Annotated in this window: 15 protein-coding genes; 10 read left to right on the forward strand and 5 right to left on the reverse strand. The window is 71.3% G+C overall.

What is annotated here, in order from left to right:
• Positions 1-21 precede the first annotated feature (21 nt).
• From ABH931_RS18055 to ABH931_RS18080, 6 genes are all read left to right on the forward strand, one after another.
• The gene (locus ABH931_RS18055) at positions 22-663 is read left to right on the forward strand and encodes a histidine phosphatase family protein (RefSeq protein ID WP_370114434.1); all 642 of its coding nucleotides are present in this window, start codon (positions 22-24) and stop codon (positions 661-663) included.
• 132 nt (positions 664-795) lie between these two features.
• Positions 796-1,389, forward strand: coding sequence for a TlpA family protein disulfide reductase (locus tag ABH931_RS18060; protein WP_370114406.1), 594 nt, complete (start codon positions 796-798; stop codon positions 1,387-1,389).
• Entirely contained in the window at positions 1,386-2,132 is a 747-nt protein-coding gene (locus ABH931_RS18065) for a cytochrome c biogenesis CcdA family protein (protein WP_370114408.1), read from the forward strand. The genes ABH931_RS18060 and ABH931_RS18065 overlap by 4 nt, the downstream gene beginning before the upstream one ends.
• Positions 2,132-3,844, forward strand: a complete 1,713-nt coding sequence (locus ABH931_RS18070) for a cytochrome c biogenesis protein ResB (RefSeq protein WP_370114410.1) — start codon at positions 2,132-2,134, stop codon at positions 3,842-3,844. The genes ABH931_RS18065 and ABH931_RS18070 overlap by 1 nt, the downstream gene beginning before the upstream one ends.
• Positions 3,845-3,849: 5 nt before the next feature.
• Complete coding sequence (gene ccsB, locus ABH931_RS18075) at positions 3,850-5,007, forward strand: c-type cytochrome biogenesis protein CcsB (RefSeq protein WP_370114436.1); 1,158 nt, start codon at positions 3,850-3,852, stop codon at positions 5,005-5,007.
• Between the two features lie 152 nt (positions 5,008-5,159).
• The gene (locus ABH931_RS18080) at positions 5,160-8,516 is read left to right on the forward strand and encodes a sacsin N-terminal ATP-binding-like domain-containing protein (protein WP_370114412.1); all 3,357 of its coding nucleotides are present in this window, start codon (positions 5,160-5,162) and stop codon (positions 8,514-8,516) included.
• 80 nt (positions 8,517-8,596) lie between these two features.
• On the opposite strand, the gene ABH931_RS18085 is transcribed toward ABH931_RS18080, so the two are convergent.
• From ABH931_RS18085 to ABH931_RS18095, 3 genes are read right to left on the reverse strand one after another with little or no spacing between them, the layout of a single operon-like run.
• Positions 8,597-10,066, reverse strand: a complete 1,470-nt coding sequence (locus tag ABH931_RS18085) for a DUF2079 domain-containing protein (protein WP_370114414.1) — start codon at positions 10,064-10,066, stop codon at positions 8,597-8,599.
• 40 nt (positions 10,067-10,106) lie between these two features.
• Positions 10,107-12,512, reverse strand: a complete 2,406-nt coding sequence (locus tag ABH931_RS18090) for an HAD-IC family P-type ATPase (RefSeq protein WP_370114415.1) — start codon at positions 12,510-12,512, stop codon at positions 10,107-10,109.
• Between the two features lie 19 nt (positions 12,513-12,531).
• A complete protein-coding gene (locus ABH931_RS18095; protein WP_370114437.1) occupies positions 12,532-12,843 on the reverse strand; it encodes a DUF2530 domain-containing protein in 312 nt (103 codons plus the stop codon).
• A gap of 229 nt (positions 12,844-13,072) precedes the next feature.
• Here ABH931_RS18095 and ABH931_RS18100 point away from each other — a divergent pair, with 229 nt between their 5' ends.
• A complete protein-coding gene (locus tag ABH931_RS18100; RefSeq protein ID WP_370114417.1) occupies positions 13,073-14,533 on the forward strand; it encodes an NCS2 family permease in 1,461 nt (486 codons plus the stop codon).
• Between the two features lie 83 nt (positions 14,534-14,616).
• On the opposite strand, the gene ABH931_RS18105 is transcribed toward ABH931_RS18100, so the two are convergent.
• Together ABH931_RS18105 and ABH931_RS18110 are read right to left on the reverse strand one after the other, a co-directional pair.
• Entirely contained in the window at positions 14,617-15,036 is a 420-nt protein-coding gene (locus ABH931_RS18105) for a hypothetical protein (RefSeq protein ID WP_370114419.1), read from the reverse strand.
• 69 nt (positions 15,037-15,105) lie between these two features.
• The gene (locus tag ABH931_RS18110) at positions 15,106-16,326 is read right to left on the reverse strand and encodes an alpha/beta hydrolase (protein ID WP_370114420.1); all 1,221 of its coding nucleotides are present in this window, start codon (positions 16,324-16,326) and stop codon (positions 15,106-15,108) included.
• Between the two features lie 346 nt (positions 16,327-16,672).
• Between ABH931_RS18110 and ABH931_RS18115 the strand changes: the two genes are divergently transcribed.
• From ABH931_RS18115 to ABH931_RS18125, 3 genes are all read left to right on the forward strand, one after another.
• A complete protein-coding gene (locus tag ABH931_RS18115; RefSeq protein WP_370114422.1) occupies positions 16,673-17,146 on the forward strand; it encodes a MarR family winged helix-turn-helix transcriptional regulator in 474 nt (157 codons plus the stop codon).
• A gap of 199 nt (positions 17,147-17,345) precedes the next feature.
• Positions 17,346-18,602 (forward strand): MFS transporter, encoded by a 1,257-nt coding sequence (locus tag ABH931_RS18120; RefSeq protein WP_370114424.1) that lies wholly within the window; start codon positions 17,346-17,348, stop codon positions 18,600-18,602.
• A 289-nt stretch (positions 18,603-18,891) separates the two neighbouring features.
• Positions 18,892-19,767, forward strand: an 876-nt coding sequence (locus tag ABH931_RS18125) for a DUF222 domain-containing protein (RefSeq protein WP_370114426.1), incomplete at its 3' end; no start/stop codon positions are given.

Consider the following 19,767-nt stretch of genomic DNA (forward strand, 5'->3'; position numbering starts at 1 on the left):
GACATCACCGTCGTCCACCTGATGCGGCACGGCGAGGTGCACAACCCGGAGGGCATCCTCTACGGGCGCCTGCCGGACTACCACCTCTCCGAGCTCGGCCGGAAGATGGCCGACCGGGTGGCCGACCACCTGGCCGGGCGCGACATCACCCATGTCGTCGCCTCCCCGCTGGACCGCGCCCAGGAGACGGCCGCGCCGATCGGCGCCGCCCACGGTCTGGAGGTGGCCAAGGACGACCGCCTGATCGAGGCCGCCAATATCTTCGAGGGCAAGACCTTCGGCGTCGGCGACGGGGCGCTCAGCAACCCCTCGCACTGGAAGTACCTGACCAACCCGTTCAAGCCGTCCTGGGGCGAGCCGTACATCGAGCAGGTCGTGCGGATGATGGGCGCGCTCGGCGCGGCCCGCGACGCCGCGCGCGGCCACGAGGCGGTCTGCGTCAGCCACCAGCTGCCGATCTGGGTCACCCGCTGCTTCGCCGAGCACCGCCGCCTGTGGCACGACCCGCGCCGCCGCCAGTGCTCGCTGGCGAGCCTGACCTCGTTCACCTACGAGGGCGACAAGATCGTCTCGATCGGTTACAGCGAGCCCGCGCGGGATCTGCTCCCGGCGCACCTGACGGGCAAGAAGGGCCCGCTGACCAACAAGTCGTTCGGAGCCTGATCCGTCGGGCGATGTGGCATAAAGATCAATTAAATATCCACTACACGAAGCGTCGTGGCAGGTCAAGGGCCTACCATGACGTTTTCGTGGGGGCCGTGAAATCCGCCTAAACAAGCATGCGAAACTTTTCGCATGAAGCCCCGCCGCTCTCTGCTCGCACTCGCCGCCCTGAGCGGCGTTCTCATGCTCTCCGCCTGCAGCGGCAGCAACGCCGCAGAGAACGGCGGCGGCGCCGACACCGGCTACGTCGCGGGCACCGGCCTCGCCCACGCCGTCCCGGTCGGCCAGCGCGGCTCGGCGATCAACCTCTCCGGCAAGGACCTCGACGGCAAGGCCATCGACCTCTCCGCCTACCGCGGCAAGGTCGTCGTGCTGAACGTCTGGGGCTCCTGGTGCGGCCCGTGCCGCGCCGAGGCGGGCGACTTCGAGCAGGTCTACCAGGCCGACCAGGCCAAGGGCGTCGCGTTCGTCGGCATCAACACCCGCGACACGCAGATCGACCAGGCCCAGCAGTTCGTCAAGGCCCACGGCCTGACCTACCCGAGCTTCTACGACGAGGACGGCTCGCTGCTCCTGCAGTTCCCCGCCGGCAGCCTCAACCCGCAGGCCATCCCCTCCACGCTGATCCTGGACCGCGAGGGCCGCATCGCGGTGCGCGCGCTCACGCCGCTGACCAGCGACCAGCTCGCCAAGCTCGTCGACCCGGTGATCGCGGAGAAGTCGTGACCGGGACGGTCGCCAGCGGGGCGCTGCTGCTCGCGCTCCCGATCGCGCTGCTGGCCGGGCTGGTGTCGTTCTTCTCACCGTGCGTCCTCCCGCTGGTCCCCGGTTACCTCTCCTACGTGACGGGCTTCTCCGCCGCGGACCTGGCCGACGCCGAGGGCCGCCGTCGCGGCCGGATCGTGCTCGGCGCCCTGCTCTTCGTGCTCGGCTTCACCGCCGTCTTCGTCTCGATGGGCGCCTTCTTCGGCTTCTTCGGCCGGACCATCGACCAGCACCAGTCCGTGATCACCAAGGTCGCCGGAGTACTGGTGATCCTGCTCGGTCTGGCGTTCATGGGACTCATGCCCGGCTTCACCCAGCGGGAGCTGCGCAGCCACCGCAAGCCCGCCGTCGGCCTGATCGGCGCTCCGGTCCTGGGCGTCGTCTTCGGCATCGGCTGGACGCCCTGCGTCGGCCCGACCCTGGGCGTCGTGCAGTCCCTCTCCATCGAGCAGGCCAGCGCGGCCCGCGGTGCGGTGCTGACCGTCGCCTACTGCCTCGGCCTGGGCATCCCGTTCATCGTCGCCGCCGTCGCCTTCCGGCGCACGCTCTCCGCGTTCGGCTGGATCAAGCGCAACAACCAGTGGGTCATGCGGATCGGCGGCGGCATGCTCGTCCTGGTCGGCGTGCTGCTGCTGACGGGTGCCTGGGCACAGGTGACCAACCAACTGCAGTACTGGTTCCCCAACACCACGGTGGGTATCTGATGACGACCGACCTCGACGCCGCCGAGCGGCTGAGCTCCGCGCCCAGGGAGGACAACGAGGGCGGCGGGGACGTCGGCATCGGCCTGCTCGGCTGGCTGCGCTGGGCCTGGCGCCAGCTCACCTCCATGCGCACGGCGCTGATCCTGCTCTTCCTGCTGTCCCTGGCGGCCATCCCCGGCTCGCTGGTGCCGCAGGTCTCGGCTTCGCCGACCAAGGTCGCCCAGTTCGTCACCGACCACCACACCCTCGCGCCGATCTACCAGAAGCTCGGACTGTTCCACGTCTACAGCTCCTTCTGGTTCTCCGCGATCTACCTGCTGCTCTTCATCTCGCTGGCCGGCTGCATCGTGCCGCGCACCTGGCAGTTCGTCGGCGTGCTGCGCGCCCAGCCGCCCGCGGCGCCCAAGCACCTGGTCCGGCTGCCCGTCTACGCCACCTGGCGTTCCGGCGGCACCGACGCCGAGAGGACGCTGACCGCCGCCGAGGGCCTGCTGCGCCGCCGCCGCTTCCGGGTGGCCCGGAGCGGTGACGCGATCACCTCGGAGAAGGGCTACCTGCGCGAGGTCGGCAACCTGCTCTTCCACATCTCGCTGTTCGGCATGCTGATCGCCTTCGCGGTCGGCAAGCTCTTCGGCGGCATGGGCACCGTCCTCGTCATCGAGGGCAAGGCGTTCAGCAACAACGTCGCCATGTACGACGACTTCATGCCGAGCACCTTCTACACGGCCGACAGCCTGGACGCGTTCGGCTTCCGGCTGGACCGCTTCGAGGCGACCTACCAGACCTCCGGCACCCAGATCGGCACAGCCCGCACCTACGAGGCCCACGTCTCGTACTGGACCGGCAGCGACTCGCACAAGGCCAAGAAGGCCGACATCCAGGTCAACCACCCGCTGGCGATCGACGGCAGCAACGTCTACCTGACCGCGCACGGCTACGCGCCGGTCTTCCAGGTCACCGACGCCAAGGGCGACGTGATCTTCAACGGCCCCACCCCCTGCCTGCCGCAGGACGCCAACATCACCTCGACCTGCGCCATCAAGGTCAACGACGGCTACGTCGACAAGAACAACCAGGCCTACCAGATCGGCATCTCCGGCATCTTCACGCCGACCGCCGCGTCCGACTCCTCGGTGATGACGCAGGGCCCGCACTCGGTCTTCCCCGACCTCGCCGACCCCAAGATCTACCTCGCGCTGTACCACGGTGACCTGGGCAACAACTCCGGTGCTCCGCAGAGCATCTACGAGCTCGACACCAAGCACATGACGCAGTACCTGTTCACCGATGCCAACGGCAAGCAGACCAAGTCGGTCATGATGCAGCCGAACGAGCAGCTGAAGCTGCCCAGCGGCGGCACGGTCACCTTCACCGGCGTCCAGCAGTGGGCCAACTTCACCGTCGCCCACAACCCCGGCACCGGCTGGGCGCTGACCAGCGCCGTGCTCGCGGTGCTCGGCCTGATCGGCTCGCTGTTCGTGCAGCGCCGCCGCGTCTGGGTGCGGGCCGTGGCCGGCCCGGACGGCACCACCACCGTCGAGATCGCGGGCCTGGCCCGCAGCGAGTCGGCGCGCATCGCCGAGGAACTCGCCGAGCTCGCCCTGGAACTCCAGGACACCGCGCCCGCCGACCAGCCGGACGCCGACCCCGCAGCCGACGAAAGCGCAGCCGACCACTCGGCCGCCGCCGCAACCGCAGCCGAGAAGGAGTGAACGTGATCCTCGCCGAGGCGGCGATCGACACCAAGTTCGCCAACATCTCCAACGTCCTCGTGTACTCCACGATGGCCGTGTTCCTGCTCGCCTTCCTCGCCTACGCGGCCGAGTGGACCTTCGGCGGCCGCAGCCGCGTGGCCCGCCAGTCCGCCGCGCTCGCGGCCAAGGCCGGCAGCTCGCTGGGCCAGGCCGTGGCCGACGCCGAGGCGCAGGAGCTCGCGGCCCGCACCGCGCCGAAGGTCTCGGTCAAGGTGACCGGCGCGGGCGGTGGCACCACCACGCTCACCCGCACCGTCGCCGCCAAGGCCGGCAAGGTCGACGTCGTCACCCGCGGCGACGCCGCCCCGCCCGTCGACGGCGTCGGCGCCTCCGGCGGCGACGAGGGCGCGGACCGGATCGGCCGCGTCGCCGTCTCGCTGACCACGCTCGCCGCGCTGCTCAACCTCTGCGCCGTGATCACCCGTGGCATCTCCGCGCACCGGCCGCCGTGGGGCAACCTCTACGAGTTCACCGTCGCACTGAGCATGGTCGCCTCGCTGCTCTTCGTCGGGCTTCTCGCCGCCGGCAAGAACGTGCGCTGGATGGGCCTGCCGGTCACCCTCGGCGCGGTGTCGGGCCTCGGCCTCGCGGTCTCCGTCTTCTACGTCGACTCCGAGCAGCTCGTCCCCGCGCTGCACTCGTACTGGCTGTGGATCCACGTCTCCGGCGCCATGGTGTGCGGCGGCGCCCTGTACGCGGGCGCGGTCGCGGCGATGCTCTACGTCGCCAAGGACGTCTACGAGGGCCGCAAGGCCAAGGAGCTCACCAAGGCCGGGGGCTGGTGGGCCGACGTCATGGAGCGCCTGCCCGCCGCCGCGACCCTGGACAAGTGGTCCTACCGGATCAACGCCTTCGTCTTCCCGCTGTGGACGTTCACCATCATCGCGGGCGCGATCTGGGCCGAGGCCGCGTGGGGCCACTACTGGGAGTGGGACCCGACCGAGACCTGGGCGTTCATCACCTGGGTCGCCTACGCCTGCTACCTGCACGCCCGCGCGACCGCCGGGTGGAAGGGCCGCAAGGCGGCGATCCTGGTCTTCATCGCCTTCGCCTGCTACCTGTTCAACGCCTACGGCGTGAGCATCTTCATCAACGGCAAGCACAGCTACGCGGGCGTCTGACCTGCTCCGGGACTGACGCGACGGGACGCCGGGTGTGGGAACACCCGGCGTCCCGTTTTCGTGCCTGTCACTCGCACCAGGCAGAATGCGGCCACGGCTTCGGTTGTGGTGACCGCCACGGCCACGGCGTGACCGGGCACCAGGAGGACGGCATGACAGCCAGGACCGCGACGGACGCGTTCGGCCGCGACGGATCGGGGGGCGCCGACCCGTTCGGCACCGCCGCGCTGCGCCGGCGTGTGCTCGACGCGTGGGCCGCCGCGCCCGCCCGGTTCCGCGAGGACGCCAACGCCGAGGAGGAGCTCGCGCTCGGCGGCTACCGCGACCGCCTGGTCGTCGAGCTCGCCCAGAACGCCGCCGACGCCGCCCGCCGTGCGGGTGTCCCCGGCCGGCTCAGGCTCACCCTCAAGGGTGGCGTCCTCGCCGCCGCCAACACCGGCGCGCACCTGGACGCGGAGGGCGTGGAGTCGCTCTCCACGCTGCGGGCCTCCTCCAAGCGGGAGGAGCGCGACGCCGGTGCGGTGGGCCGCTTCGGCGTCGGTTTCTCCGCCGTCCTGTCCGTCACCGACGAGCCGAGCGTCATCGGCGTCCCCGGCGGCGTGCGCTGGTCGCTGGCCGAGGCGCGGCAGCTCGCCGCCGACGCCGCAGCCCGCGAGGGCGCGGACGCCGGACTGACCGAGGAGCTGCGCCGCCGTGAGGGCCACGTCCCGCTGCTGCGCCTGCCGCTGCCCGCCGAGGGCACCCCGCCCGAGGGCTACGACACCGTCGTCCTGCTGCCGCTGCGCGACGCCGCCGCCGGGGACCTCACCCGGCGCCTCCTCGACGACACCGACGACGCGCTGTTGCTGGCGCTGCCGGGCCTGACCGAGGTCGTCATCGAGACCGAGGACGGCGCCCGTTCGCTGGTGCGGCGCACGTCGGCCGCCCAGTCGGGCATCGAGTCGGGCATCGAGTCCGGCGTCGAGTTCGGCGTCGAGTCCGGCATCGAGGACGAGGTCGTCATCGAGGACGACGGTTCGCCGACCCGCTGGCAGGTGCTCAGCCGCGGCGGCGCGCTCGACCCCGCACTGCTCGCCGACCGCACCACCGAGGAGCGCCACCGCCCCTTCTGGTCGCTCACCTGGGCCGTCCCCGTCGACGACGCGGGCGACCCGGTCCGGGTCCGCTCCGCCTACCTGCACGCGCCCACGCCGAGCGACGAGCCGCTCACCCTGCCCGCGCTGCTGATCGCGAGCTTCCCGCTCGACTCCACCCGCCGCCACGTCGCCCCCGGCCCGCTCACCGACTTCCTCGTCGAGCAGGCCGCCGACGCCTACGCGGACCTGGTCCGCCGTCGCGGCGCGAACCTCGGCTCGCTGCGCCTGGTCCCCGCGCCGCTCGGCCAGGGCGAGCTCGACGCCAGGCTCCGGCGCGCGATCCTGGAGCGGCTGCCCGAGACGCCCTTCCTGCCGGCCGTCGCCGACGAGGAGCGCGAGACCGCGCTGCGTCCGCGCGACGCCGTGCTGCTGGAGGGCGCCGACGCCGAGGTGGTGCGGGCGCTGGCCGCCGTCCTGCCCGGCCTGCTGCCCGCCGGTCTGGAGCGCCGCCAGGAGCTGCGCTCGCTGGAGGTGCGCCGGGTGGCGCTCGCCGAGACCGTCGACCAGCTCGCCAACCTCGACCGCGAGCCCGAGTGGTGGCGCAACCTCTACGGCTCCCTGACCGGCGCCGACCCGGAGGCGCTCGGCGCGCTGCCCGTCCCGCTCGCTGACGGCCGGATGGTGCGCGGCCCGCGCCGGGTGCTGGTACCGGCTGCCGCGGCGGGGGAGGAGGGCCCGGTCCGCGCCGAGGACCTGGAGATCCTCGGCCTGCGCCTGGCCCACCCCGACGCCGCGCACCCGCTGCTGGAGAAGCTCGGCGCCGGCGTCGCCACCCCCGCCGGGGTGCTGGAGACCCCGGAGCTGCGCGCCGCCGTCGCCCGCTCCGTCGACGTGGAGGACGCGGAGGAGGCCGAGGAGCTCGCCGGCGCCGTGCTGCGGGTCGTCCAGTCCGCCCTGACCGAGGGCGAACTGAGTGAGGGTCAGCACCCCTGGCTGGCACGGCTGGCGCTCACCGACGAGTACGGCGCCTGGGCGTCGGCCGGTGAACTCGTGCTGCCCGGCAGCCCGTTGGCCGCTGTCACGGACGGGGACGACACGGTCTTCCTGGACGAGGAGCTGGTCGAGAACTGGGGCCCCGGGGTGCTGCGCGCCGTCGGCGTCGCGTACGGCTTCGGCCTGCTGCGCGCCGAGGAGGCCGTGCTCGACCCCGACGACCTCGACCGCTTCGACCCCACCGCCCCCGCCGACCGTGCGCTCGGCGGCGAGCCCACCGCCCTCCTCGACGAGGCCCCCGACGGCCTCGCCGACTGGGCCGAGGACGTCACCGAGCCGCTGCTGGACGGCGACGACCTGCCGCCCGGCGTCCCCGCGGTCCCGCCCGTCGCCGCCGAGCTGCTGGCCGTGCGCGACCTCGACCTCGTCGCCGACGACGCCTGGCCGCAGGCCCTCGCCCTGCTCGCCCAGCCGCCGCTGCGCAGCGCCGTCGTCGACAAGGTCCGCCTGCTGCTGCCCGACGGCCGCACCGCCGAGGTCGTCCCCTACGCCGCCTGGTGGCTGCGCGATCACCCCGTCCTCGACGGCCGCGCCCCCGCCGGACTGCGCGCCGCCGGTGGCGACAAACTCCTGCGCGGCCTCTACGAGGAGGCCCGCACCGACCTCGACGAGACCTTCCTGCACGCCCTCGGCGTCCGCACGACGCTGGCAGCGCTGCTGGAGGATCCGGACGGCCCCGACGACGTGCTCGACCGCCTCGCCGACCCGGAGCGCCCCGTCGCCCACCGCCAACTGCACGGCATCTACACCGCGTTGGCCGCCGTGCCGCTGGACCGCATCCCGCTCCCCGACGAGGTCCGCGCCCTCCCGCCGCTCGACCCCGCCACGCACCGGCGCCCCGCGCACACCGTCATCGTCGACGTGGCCGACGCGGTCGTGGCCGACGCCCCGGACCTGGTGCAACTGCTGGACGAGTTCCCGCTCATCACCGTCGCCCCCGCGCTGGCCCCGGCGCTCGCGGAGCGCCTGCACGTCTCGCTGGCCAGCGAGATCGCGGGCGGCCGCGTCCTGACCGAGGGCACGGTCCGCGCGGTGCCGGAGGAGATCCGCGAACTGCTGCCCGGCTGCCCGGCCGTCTACGAGGAGCACGAGGACCTGCTTGTCGTCGGCCCCGACGGCGAGGAGGCCCCGGTCGGCTGGCGCTGGGACGCGGAGAGCGAGGCGCCCACGCTCGAGGGCGATGCCACCCAGGACGACCAGCCGGACGAGTTCGCCCCCGCGGTCCCGTTCGGCACCCTGCACGCGGCGACCCCGGAGGGCCTGGCCGCGGGCCTCGCCTGGGCGGCGGGCGCCTGGTCCCGCCGCTTCGAGGTACTCGCGCTCCTGGGCGACCCGGACCGGGCCTACGAGTTGTCGGCGGCCCGGGACTTCGAGGGGTAGGGCCGGTCGCACCACCCAGGGGCGCGGGGCTCTCCCGCATGTCGGCAGAGCCTGGCGCCCCTGGATGGTGCGACCGCACCTCAGCTGACCAGCTCCAGCACCGCGAACTGCATCTCGTCCGTCAGAACGCGGTAGCTGTGACCCGGGTGCATCTGGGCCGCGAAGCCGGGGAGGTCGGTCGGGGCCGACGGTGACCAGCCGTAGGAGAGGTCCAGGACCACGTACTGTGGCGCAGCCGCCTTCTCGCCGCCCAGCCAGTACAGATCCGTCCGCGCCGCCAGGCGCGACATCGCGGTGATGTTGGACTCCACCGTCGCCCCGTCCGGCACCAGCGCCAGCGCGCGAGAGATCGCGTCGCTGCGCGGCGTCGCCGCGTACGTCGAGGGGCGCAGCACCGACGCGGCCGGCAGGTCCTGGGTCACGCACAGGGTCAGCGCGACCGCCGCCACGGCGGGCAGGACACCCCGTTCCGCGTAGGACCGGAGCCAGCCGGGACCACCCTCCCGCTCGCGCACGCGACGGATCGCGTCGACCAGGGCCAGGAACAGGATCGGCATCAGCACCGCGTTGTAGTGCCAGCCGGTGCCCCAGTAGTCGGGGTTGTCGGAGACGAAGCGCCAGCCCAGCGTCGGCAGGGCGACGACCAGCAGCGGGGAGCGCAGCGCCAGGAAGCCGGTGACGGCGAGCAGCATGCCGAGCGTCGAGAGCTTCACGTCCGCCGGGCTGAGCAGGCCCGTCAGCCAGTGGGACCAGCCGCCCGTCGGCAGCTTGTCGCGGTAGCCGTACGCGCCCGTCGCGGAGAAGTGCGGGATCACGCCCCACACGGTCAGCGCGGTCATGCCCGCACCGAAGATCGCCAGCATCGTCCCGAGCGCCCGCTCCCGCAGCAGGAACAGCAGCAGGCCGATCGCGGCGACGGTGATTCCGAGGTCCTCCTTGACCAGCGTCAGCGGCAGCGCCCAGAACGCCGCCCGGTGGAAGCGCCGCAGCAGCACGTTGCGCAGCACCACCGCCAGGATCGGGACGGCGAAGCAGATCTCGTGGACGTCGAAGTCGACCGCGCGCTGCAACCCCCACGACAGGCCGTAGGCCGTGCCCAGCCACAGCGCCTTGGTGCGGGACAGGAACCGTCCGGCGGTCGCCGAGACGACGGTGACCGAACTCGCGAACAGCGCGGCCTGGGCCAGCAGCAGCGTCACCGTGGAGGGGACCAGCCACCACAGCGGGGCCAGCAGGGCCATGATCGGGCTGAAGTGGTCGCCCAGAATGTTCGCGTCCGGGCCCTTGATGTGGACGATCGGCGCCCGGAAGTCCGCGTAGGCGCGGACCTCCTCGACGAAGATCGCGGTGTCCCAGGACATCGAGCCGTCGTGCAGGTAGCGGGTCAGCTCGATGACCGAGTAGCCGACGCAGAACAGCAGCCCGAGCAGCAGGTAGGGCCAAGTGGCGCGCTTCGGGACCAGCCGGTGGCGGGCACGGGCGCCGCCGTCCCCGCGCTGCGCGGGGATGCCGGCGGTGGCGAGGTCGGCTGCGCTCGGTCCCTGGGTCACGCGCCGCACCGTACCCGCGGGAGCCGCCGTGAGGAAAGGTCTACTCCTGCGGCTGCCGGGTGCGCACGCTGGGCGGCTGCGGCAGGCCGATCTTCACGTACCGCCAGACCACCTCCAGCATCACCCCGGCCACCACCCCGACCAGCGCGCCCGTCCACGGGTCGCGCCAGCCCTCCAGGTGCAGCTGGAAGAAGTTCTGCGCCCACGGCACCGTCATCACCAGCACGAAGCCCAGGCCCATCAGCGCGACCAGCACCAGCTTCCACAGCGCGTACGGCCGCGCGATGATCGCCAGCACCCACAGCGCCACGATGAACAGCGTCAGCGTCGCCGTGGAGGTGTCGGCCACCTGCCCGGTCGTGTGGTTCGCGCGCGCCAGCATGTAGGAGGTGAAGGCCGCGCCCCCCGCGATGATCCCGGCCGGGACGGCGAACCGCAGCACCCGGCGCACGAAGCCGGGCCGGGCCCGCTCGTTGTTCGGCGCGAGTGCCAGGAAGAAGGCGGGGATGCCGATGGTCAGCCCGCTCAGCACGGTGGAGTGGCGCGGCAGGAACGGGTACGGCACCCGGCAGATGATCGTCGCGAGCGCCAGCAGGACGGCGTAGACGGTCTTCACCAGGAACAGGTTGGCGACGCGCTCGATGTTGCCGATCACCCGACGGCCCTCGGCGACGACCAGCGGCAGCGTGGAGAACCGGTTGTCCAGCAGCACGATCTGGGCGACCGCCCGGGTCGCCTCGCTGCCCGAGCCCATCGCCACGCCGATGTCCGCGTCCTTGAGCGCCAGCACGTCGTTGACGCCGTCGCCGGTCATCGCGACGTGGTGGCCGCGCGACTGCAGCGCGCCGACCATGTCGCGCTTCTGCTGCGGGGTGACCCGGCCGAAGACGGAGTGCCCCTCGACCGCGTCCGCGAGGCCCTCGGTGGCGGCGTCGGGCAGCCGGCGCGCGTCCATCGGGTCCTGCGCGCCCGGCAGTCCGAGCGAGGACGCCACCGCGCCGACCGAGAGCGCGTTGTCACCCGAGATGACCTTGGCGGCGACGTTCTGCCGTTCGAAGTACCGCAGCGTGTCGGCCGCGTCCGGGCGTACCCGCTGCCGCAGCACGACCAGGGCCTGCGGCACGAGGCCCACCGCCGGGTCCGGCGCGTCCAGCGGCGTCGGCGTGCGGGCCAGCAGCAGCACCCGCAGTCCCTGCGCGCCCAGCTCGTCCACCTCCGCGAGCGCCGGGCTCCCGGGCGGCAGCAGCACGTCGGGCGCGCCCAGCAGCCACGTCGCGACCGCGCCGGTGGTCCCCTCGCGCAGCTCGGCGCCCGACCACTTGCGCGCCGAGGAGAACGCGGCGGCCTCCACCACGGTCCAGCCCGCCGTCTCCGGGTAGGCGTCGATGATCGCCTGGAGGCTGGCGTTGGGCCGCGGGTCGGCGGTGCCCAGCGCGCCGAGAGCGTGCTCGACGTCCTCGCGGCGTCCGCCCTCCGGGCTCGCACTCCCGAGGACCCGGACCTCCTCGACGTCCATGCCGCCCTCGGTCAGCGTGCCGGTCTTGTCCAGGCAGACGGTGTCGACGCGGGCCAGCCCCTCGATCGCGGGCAGTTCCTGCACCAGGCACTGCTTGCGTCCGAGCCGCACCACGCCGATCGCGAAGGCGACGGAGGTCAGCAGCACCAGCCCCTCCGGCACCATCGGCACGATCCCCGCCACCATCCGCCGGATCGCCTCGCGCACGTCGCTGCGGGAGACGTAGAGCTGGCTGAGGACCAGTCCGATCGCCGTCGGGATCAGCAGGTAGGTGATGAAGCGCAGGATCGTGTCGATGCCGCTGCGCAGCTCCGACTGGACGAGCGTGAACCGGCTCGCCTCCTCGGCGAGCTGCGCGGCGTAGGCCTCGCGTCCGACCTTGGTGGTCGTGAACGCCCCGCCGCCGGCCACCACGAAGCTGCCCGAGAGCACCGGATCGCCCGGCTTCTTGTGGACCGGGTCGGCCTCGCCGGTCAGCAGCGACTCGTCGATCTCCAGACCCTCGGCCTCGGCCACCTCGCCGTCGACGGTGATCTTGTCGCCGGAGCCCAGCTCCACCAGGTCGCCGAGTACCACCTCGCTGTTGCTGACCGCGACCGTCCGCCCGTCGCGCCGCACCCGCGGCTTGGCCTCGCCGATCACGGCGAGGTTGTCGAGGGTCTTCTTGGCCCGCAGTTCCTGGACGATGCCGATGCCGGTGTTGGCGACGATGATGAAGCCGAACAGTCCGTCCTGGATCGGTCCGACCACCAGGATGACGACGAACAGTGAGCCGATGATCGCGTTGAACCGGGTGAAGACGTTGGCCCGGACGATCTCGGCCGTCGACCGGCTGGACCGCAGCGGGACGTCGTTCACCTGTCCCGCGGCGACACGCTGCGCCACCTCGGCATCGGTCAGTCCGGTGAGGGTCGGCAGCGTGCTGGTCATACGCCCGACCCTAGGTCGGCTACTGGTCCGTCGCCTGCTGGGCTCGCCGGTCCGCGTCACCCTCGGCCGCCTCGCGCAGCGCCGCGGCACGTCGGATGGCGTTGCGGCGCGCCCGGCAGTACCAGACGCCGATGAGCCCGAGCCCGAACCCGGCCAGGCAGATCCACTGCCAGTTCCCGCGGCCGTGCGCGGCCATGGAGGAGTGGAAGGGCAGCAGCACCAGGAAGCCGACCAGCCACAGCACCGTGCCACCGGTCACGATGGCGACGTCGTTCGCCTCCATGGGCGGCGCGGCGGGGAGCTTCGTTGTCGTCCTGACGAGGCCGGGCATCTTCACGCTGCTGAGCGTACCTTGGCGGGCTTGGTTGGAGCTTTGCACAGTCTACGCGCGCAGATGGCTAAAACTTTTTGTTTATTTGATACTGGACGCGCTCGAACTCTCGCTCGGGCTTTGTTGATCATCTGGCTTGATCACCTGCGCTGATCCTTTGCTCCTTGCTCCTTGCTCCTTTGCTTTGATCCTCTGCCTTGCCCTTCTGCTCGAACCAGGAATCCGATCCATGACCTCGTCGGCTGCCCCCGCCACGACCTCGCCCGCTGATCCTGGGCCCCAGGCTCCCCACAACGGCCTGGACCGCTTCTTCAAGATCTCCGAGCGGGGCTCCAGCCTCGGCCGTGAGATCCGCGGTGGCGCCGCGACGTTCTTCGCGATGGCCTACATCATCGTGCTGAACCCGATCATCCTGTCCTCGGCGACGGACAAGTTCGGCCACCACCTGAACAGCGGCCAGCTGGTCACCGCGACGGTCATCACCGCCGGCTTCACCACGCTGCTGATGGGCGTCTTCGCCAACGTGCCGATCGCGCTCGCGGCCGGCCTCGGCGTCAACAGTGTCGTCGCGCTGCAGCTCGCCCCGAAGATGACCTGGCCGGACGCGATGGGCATGGTCGTCCTGGCCGGCGTCGCGATCATGGTGCTGGTCGCCACGGGCCTGCGCGAGCGCGTCATGGCCGCCGTCCCGCTCAGCCTGCGCAAGGCCATCGCCATCGGCATCGGCCTCTTCATCGCCCTGATCGGCATGGTCGACGGCGGCTTCGTCACCCGCATCCCGGACGCCGCGCACACCACCGTCCCGCTCCAGCTCGGCGGCAACGGCCACCTGAACGGCTGGCCCACCCTGGTCTTCGTCATCGGCGCGCTGCTGACCCTGATCCTGCTGGTCCGCAAGGTCCCGGGCGCGATCCTGATCTCCATCGTGGTCGCCACCGTCTTCGCGATGATCGTCGACAAGATCGCCAAGGTCCCGGCCGACTCCTGGGGCCTCACCGTCCCGGCGCTGCCGCACAACCCCGTCGCGACCCCGGACTTCGGCCTGCTGGGCAAGGTCTCGCTCTTCGGCGGCTTCAGCCAGGTGGGCGTGCTCACCGGCATCCTCTTCGTCTTCACGGTGCTGCTGTCCTGCTTCTTCGACGCCATGGGCACCGTGCTGGGCGTCGCCGAGGAGGCCCACCTCCTCGACAAGCAGGGCAACCTGCCGGGCATGAACAAGGTCCTGATGATCGACGGCATCGCGACCCTCACCGGCGGCGCGACCTCCAGCTCGGCCGGCACCTGCTTCGCCGAGTCGACCACCGGCGTCGGCGAGGGCGCCCGCACCGGCCTCGCCTCCGTCGTCACGGGCCTCTTCTTCGTCGCGGCGCTCTTCCTCACCCCGCTCGCCACCATGGTCCCGAGTCAGGCTGCGACGCCCGCCCTGCTGGTCGTCGGCTTCCTGATCATGGCCAGCGGCATCAAGTCCATCGACTGGGCGGACTTCACCATCGCCATCCCGGCATTCCTGACCATGATCATCATGCCGTTCACCTACTCGATCACCAACGGGATCGGCATCGGCTTCATCGTCTTCTGCATCCTGCGCATCGCCACCGGGCGTTGGCGCGAGGTGCCGATCCCGCTGTACGTGGTGGCGGCGGTGTTCACCTTCTACTACCTGATGCCGGCCCTGCACATCGGGCAGTAGCCGAGCGCTTGAGCGCCTGACACAGGGGCGGCGGACCGCGATCGGCCGCCGCCCCCGTGTGTTCGCCCGGCTGCTCGGCCTGCTCAGGCCTCGCGGAGGCGTTCCCAGGTCTGCTCCGGGTCGGCGCTCCTGAGGTACCGGAAGTAGAACGCCACGCTCCCGTTCGCACCCGCCAGGCGTGACAGCGGGAGGCCCACATCGACGAGCCACCTGGGCTCTTCGGCCCGGCCCTGGCCCGCGGCGATGACGGCGAGCGCGACACCGCGGTCCGCACCGGGCTTCTCCACCTCCGGGCCCCCGTGCAGCGCCCAGGGCGCGCCTCCCGCGACGGAGGCCAGGTGGTAGCGGTCGCTGCCGCGGGTGAGGACGTCGAGGGCCTCGCCGACCGTGATGTCCCCGGGCAGGGAACGCGTCTCACGGATCATGCGGAACGGCGGGTACTCCTCGTCCCCCGCGTGGACCCGGTCCCGATCGACAGTCAGAGTGATGTCCTGCGCTGTCACGTGTTCTCTCCTGAACCCGCTGCCCTGTCGGTCGCCCACCGGGGGCCGGACCGCGGTACTCGCACGTTCTCAGCTGTGCGTGGCCGTGGGCGTGGCGGTCTTGGGGGTGACGGCCTTGGGCGGTGCGGCCGGGTGGGGGCCGGCCTGCAGCCGGGGGGCCTCCAGCAGGTGGTTCAGCCAGGCGAAGACCGCGGGATAGGTCGAGATCCAGGTGCCCCAGTTGTGCCCGCCGTCCTTGAGCAGGAGCGGCGTCGCCACCTTGACGGGGTACTTGGCCGCCGTGCTCAGCGCGTCGGCGTTCGCCGGGGTGCTGTAGCGGTCGTTGACGCTGGTCGCGACCAGGATCGAGACGTCCGTCTGCGGGCCGGTCGCGCGCAGCAGGGCGATGGGGTTCTCGGCGGCGAGCACGCCCTTGGTGGTCACGTTCGCCGGGTCGCCGTGGAAGTCGTCCGGGCTGAGGGCCACCGCCGAGGCGAAGCGGTCCGGGTGCTTCAGCACCATCCGCACGGCGCAGTAGCCGCCGGTCGAGATCCCGACCAGCCCCCAGGCGTGGGCGTTGTCCAGGACCCGGAACTGCTTTTTGATCATGTTCGGCACGTCGGTGCCGAGCCAGGTGCCGTTCCTGACCCCGTCGGAGTCGGTGCAGTCGGTGTTGTGGCCGCTGGGATCGATCGAGGGCACCACGACGACGGCGGGCTTCAGGGTGCCCTTCTCCATCATCGCGGCCAGCGACTGGGGCATCTTTCCGTCGGCCAGCCAGGTCTTGGTCGAGCCGGGGTACCCGTGCAGCAGCACGATGACGGGAAAGCTGTCCTTGCGGTAGCGCGGCTGCGTGTACTGCGGAGGCGTCCAGACCTGGATCCGGCCGCTCAGCCCGGAGACCGGCCCCTTGTAGACGGTGGTCTCGAAGCCGTCCTGGCCGGGGATGAACACCGCCCGGGACGGGTGCACGTCGGCCTTCGGCAGCGCGACACTGCTCGCGCTCTGCCCGAACAGGTCGGACCAGGAGGTGTACAGCCCGTTGGAGTTGTTGATCCATACCGCCACCACCGCGATGGAGGTGATCTGGCACAGGCAGATCAGCGCCACCCGCTGCAGCCGCTGCGCGTACCTGGGTCCGCGCACCGCCTTCCACGCCCACAGCGTGACCAGGATGGCGACCACCGTCGCGACGACGAGGGTGTAGAAGAAGGCGTTGCCGGTGAGGCTCACGTGGCGGTCTCTTCGCAGGTCGGTGCCGAAGCGGGCGTCGGCGCGGGCCGCGCGCCCGGGAGCGCGCGTGCCCGGCACGTTAGTGGCGCCGCCTGTGCAATCGGCCCGTCGTTCTGCCCTCCGGCGGATTTGTGACTGAATCGTGCGCACAGGCGGTGCGTTCTGTGATCTCGCGAAAGCGGCGCTCCACTGGCGCTTCCCCACGTCCAGCACGAAAGCCAGGAGTTCGTGGGAGTACTCGTGCGGCTCCAGCGACAGCTCCTCCCGCCTGCCGCGCTGGGCGACCGCGTGGAGAACGGGCGCGCTTCGGCCCGACGAGTCCTTCGCCCATCCGTGACGGTGGCCGCCCTGACGGCTGTGACCTCGGCGACACCACCGTGATATCCCGTTTCCTTAGCAAAGGTAATGAGCTAGGGTAACTAATATGCCTGAGTTGCCGGAGCCGACGGACGATGCCGCTGTGGCGGACGAGACGTCCGTGGCGGACGACGTGGCCGTGGCCACGCTGCGGTCCGCGGTGATGCGTTTGGCGCGGCGGCTGCGCCACCAGCGGGTGGAGGAGTCTCTCACGCCCACAGAGATGCAGGTCCTGGCCACGCTCGCGCGATGCGGGAGCGCCACCCCGGGAGAGCTCGCCCGGCGCGAGCACGTGCAGCCGCCGTCGATGACCCGGATCATCGCGATGCTGGAGGAGAAGGGTCTGGTGCGGCGCGAGCCGCACCCCCAGGACCGCCGGCAGGTGGTCGTCAGCAGTACCGAGCAGGCCGAGAGCATTCTCGACCAGAGTCGGGCCAAGCGGGACGCCTGGCTCGCCCAGCTCAGCTCCGGGCTGACCGAGGAGGAGTGGGCGGTGCTTCGCGCCGCCGCGCCCGTCCTGGAGAAGCTCGCGCAACTCTGAAACGCACGACGACATCCGACGACGACGTCGGACGTCGGTGACAGCACTCAGGCATTCGGAGGAGAGAGAACAGAGGACAGCCGCACAACCGCACAGGGGACGCGCAGTTTTGCATTCGTCGCACGAAGAGTCAGAGACCACCCGAGCCCAGACGATCCGCACCTACGAGAACGAGTTCAGAAGCACCAAGCGCGGAGGCATGTTCTCCGCCCTGCACAACCGCAACTACCGCTACTTCTTCGCGGGACAGGTGGTGTCCAACTCGGGCACCTGGATCTCCCGCATCGCCCAGGACTGGCTGGTGCTCAGCCTGACGGGCAGCGCTTTCGCCGTGGGCGTGACCACGGCCATGCAGTTCCTGCCGGTGCTGCTGTTCGGCCTGTTCGGCGGCGTGCTCGCCGACCGCTTTCCGAAGCGGCAGCTGCTGATGGCCACCCAGGGCGCCATGGGCCTGCTCGCGGCGGGCCTGGCCGCGCTGACCCTCGCCGGGGTCGTCCGGGCCGAGCACATCTACGTGTTCGCCTTCCTGCTGGGCCTGGTGACCGTGGTGGACAACCCCGCCCGGCAGACCTTCGTCGTGGAGATGGTCGGCAAGTCCGACCTGGCCAACGCCGTCAGCCTCAACTCAGCCAACTTCCAGACCGCGCGGCTGGTCGGACCCGCCATCGCGGGTGCCTTGATGGCGGCGGTCGGCCCGGGCTGGGCCTTCGCGGTCAACGCGCTGTCCTTCGGCGCCGTGATCCTGGGCCTGATGGCCATGCGCAGCAGCGAGCTGCGCCGCCAGCCCCAGCTGCCGCGCGAGAAGGGCCAGTTGAAGGAGGGTCTGCGCTACGTCGCGGAGCGTCCGGACCTGATCTGGCCGATCGTCCTGATCGGGTTCATCGGCACCTTCGGGTTCAACTTCCCGACCCTGCTCTCCGGCTTCGCCTACTCGGTCTTCCATGTCGGACCCGGCCAGTACGGTCTGCTCAACACCGCGCTGGCGGTCGGCTCGCTGGTCGGCGCCCTCCTGGCGGCTCGGCGTGCCCGTCCCAGGCTGCGACTGCTGGTCGCGGCAGCGCTGGGCTTCGGCCTGCTGGAGGCCCTCGCGGGTCTGGCGCCGGACTTCTGGGCGTTCGCGACGCTGCTGACCCTGGTCGGCCTGCTCGGGCTGACGTTCAACACGGCGGCGAACGCGCTGGTGCAGCTGCGGACGGCTCCGGAGATGCGCGGCCGGGTGATGAGCCTGTTCATGATGGTCTTCGCCGGTGGAACGCCGGTGGGCGCACCGGTGGTGGGCTGGCTGACCCAGCAGTACGGGCCCCGGGTCGGGTTGATGGCCTGCGGGCTGGTCTCGGCGGGTGCGGCCGGCCTGGTCGGCCTGGTGCTGGCCCGGATCGGCAACCTGCGGCTGCGGCTGGACCTGGCACACGGGTTCGGGCAGGAGGGGCAGGTGCTGGCCCTGGTGCCGCGCTGATGATGTGCCCAAATCGCCTCTGAGCTGGGGTTTTTCACCCTTGTGAGTGATGGTGCGGGAGGGGATCGGGTGTCAGACTTGTTCTATGGACGCCTCGATGTTCGGGGGCGGGTGTGAGGGTGGAGAGGCGTCCATGGGTGGGGGTTTTCCCTCGCTTGGGGATGCTTTTCTGGCCGACCCGTTGACCCCGGTTTCTTCTCGCCAGTCTCCCTCTTCTCTTTCCTCCTCCCTTTCTTCTTCCCCTTCCCCTTCTTCGTCTTCCTCTGCTTCTGCTGGTTCTGGTTCTGTGGTGGATCCGTTGCGGACGTTGCCGGTTGGTGTGGTGGGGGTGTTGGAGGGTTTGGCGGGGGAGGGGGATGAGGTGTTGCTGGCTGGGGGTGCTCAGTTTCTGGCGGAGCAGGTGTTGGCGTTGGAGCGGTTCGAGGAGCGGTTGGCGGCGGAGAAGTTGCGTCGGTTGGCGGTGTTCGACCGGTCGGGTGGGGCGTTGGCGGTGCGGTCGCGGTCGACGAAGGGGTTTCTGCGGACGCATGCGCAGATGTCGCAGGGTCGGGCGGGGCGGTTGGTGGTGTTGGCGCGGGAGTTGGATCGGTTGCCGGGGGTGCGGGCGGCGCAGGCGGCGGGGTGGTTGTCGGCGGATCAGGTGGAGGTGGTGGCGCGGGAGCTGGCGCCGATCGAGGACGAGGTGGCGCGGGAGCGGGCGGCGGGGTTGATGGTGGAGCACGCCCCTGGGTTGCATCTGGCGCAGGTGCGTCAGGTGGCCCGGCAGTTGCACATCCATCTGGTGCCGGAGGGGGACGCCGGCGCGGAGGTTGGGGCGCCGAGGCCTTTTCAGTCGTGGGTGCGGTTGTCGCGGACGGGCACGACGGGCGATCCGTTCTGGGTGTTGTCGGGGGAGTTGTCGCCGTTGGTGGGGGAGCGGTTGCGGACGGCGTTGGAGGCGGCGATGGGTACTGCGGTGGTGGGGGAGACGCGGACGCACGCGGAGCGGATGGGGGATGGCCTGGAGGTGGTGACGGGGTTGGTGTTGGACGGGGGCCGGTTGCCGATGACGGGTGGGCAGCGTCCGCATCTGACGGTGGTCGCGGACCTGGAGGCGTTGCGGGCGGGTGGTTGTCCGGTTCACCCGGCTCTTGCGCTCTCGCCCGGGGAGTCGTCGGGGGCGTCG

The organism is Streptacidiphilus sp. MAP12-33, assembly GCF_041261265.1.
In the GTDB taxonomy this organism is placed as follows: Bacteria; Actinomycetota; Actinomycetes; order Streptomycetales; family Streptomycetaceae; genus Streptacidiphilus.

Bases quoted from the DNA above. Each gene is read 5' to 3' on its own strand.
- ABH931_RS18055 (WP_370114434.1), top strand. From the start codon at position 22: ATGCGGCACGGCGAGGTGCACAACCCGGAGGGCATCCTCTACGGGCGC.
- ABH931_RS18100 (WP_370114417.1), top strand. From the start codon at position 13,073: ATGACCTCGTCGGCTGCCCCCGCCACGACCTCGCCCGCTGATCCTGGG.
- ABH931_RS18115 (WP_370114422.1), top strand. From the start codon at position 16,673: ATGCCTGAGTTGCCGGAGCCGACGGACGATGCCGCTGTGGCGGACGAG.
- ABH931_RS18060 (WP_370114406.1), top strand. From the start codon at position 796: ATGAAGCCCCGCCGCTCTCTGCTCGCACTCGCCGCCCTGAGCGGCGTT.
- ABH931_RS18070 (WP_370114410.1), top strand. From the start codon at position 2,132: ATGACGACCGACCTCGACGCCGCCGAGCGGCTGAGCTCCGCGCCCAGG.
- ABH931_RS18120 (WP_370114424.1), top strand. From the start codon at position 17,346: ATGTTCTCCGCCCTGCACAACCGCAACTACCGCTACTTCTTCGCGGGA.
- ABH931_RS18080 (WP_370114412.1), top strand. From the start codon at position 5,160: ATGACAGCCAGGACCGCGACGGACGCGTTCGGCCGCGACGGATCGGGG.
- ABH931_RS18095 (WP_370114437.1), bottom strand. From the start codon at position 12,843: ATGCCCGGCCTCGTCAGGACGACAACGAAGCTCCCCGCCGCGCCGCCC.
- ABH931_RS18090 (WP_370114415.1), bottom strand. From the start codon at position 12,512: ATGACCAGCACGCTGCCGACCCTCACCGGACTGACCGATGCCGAGGTG.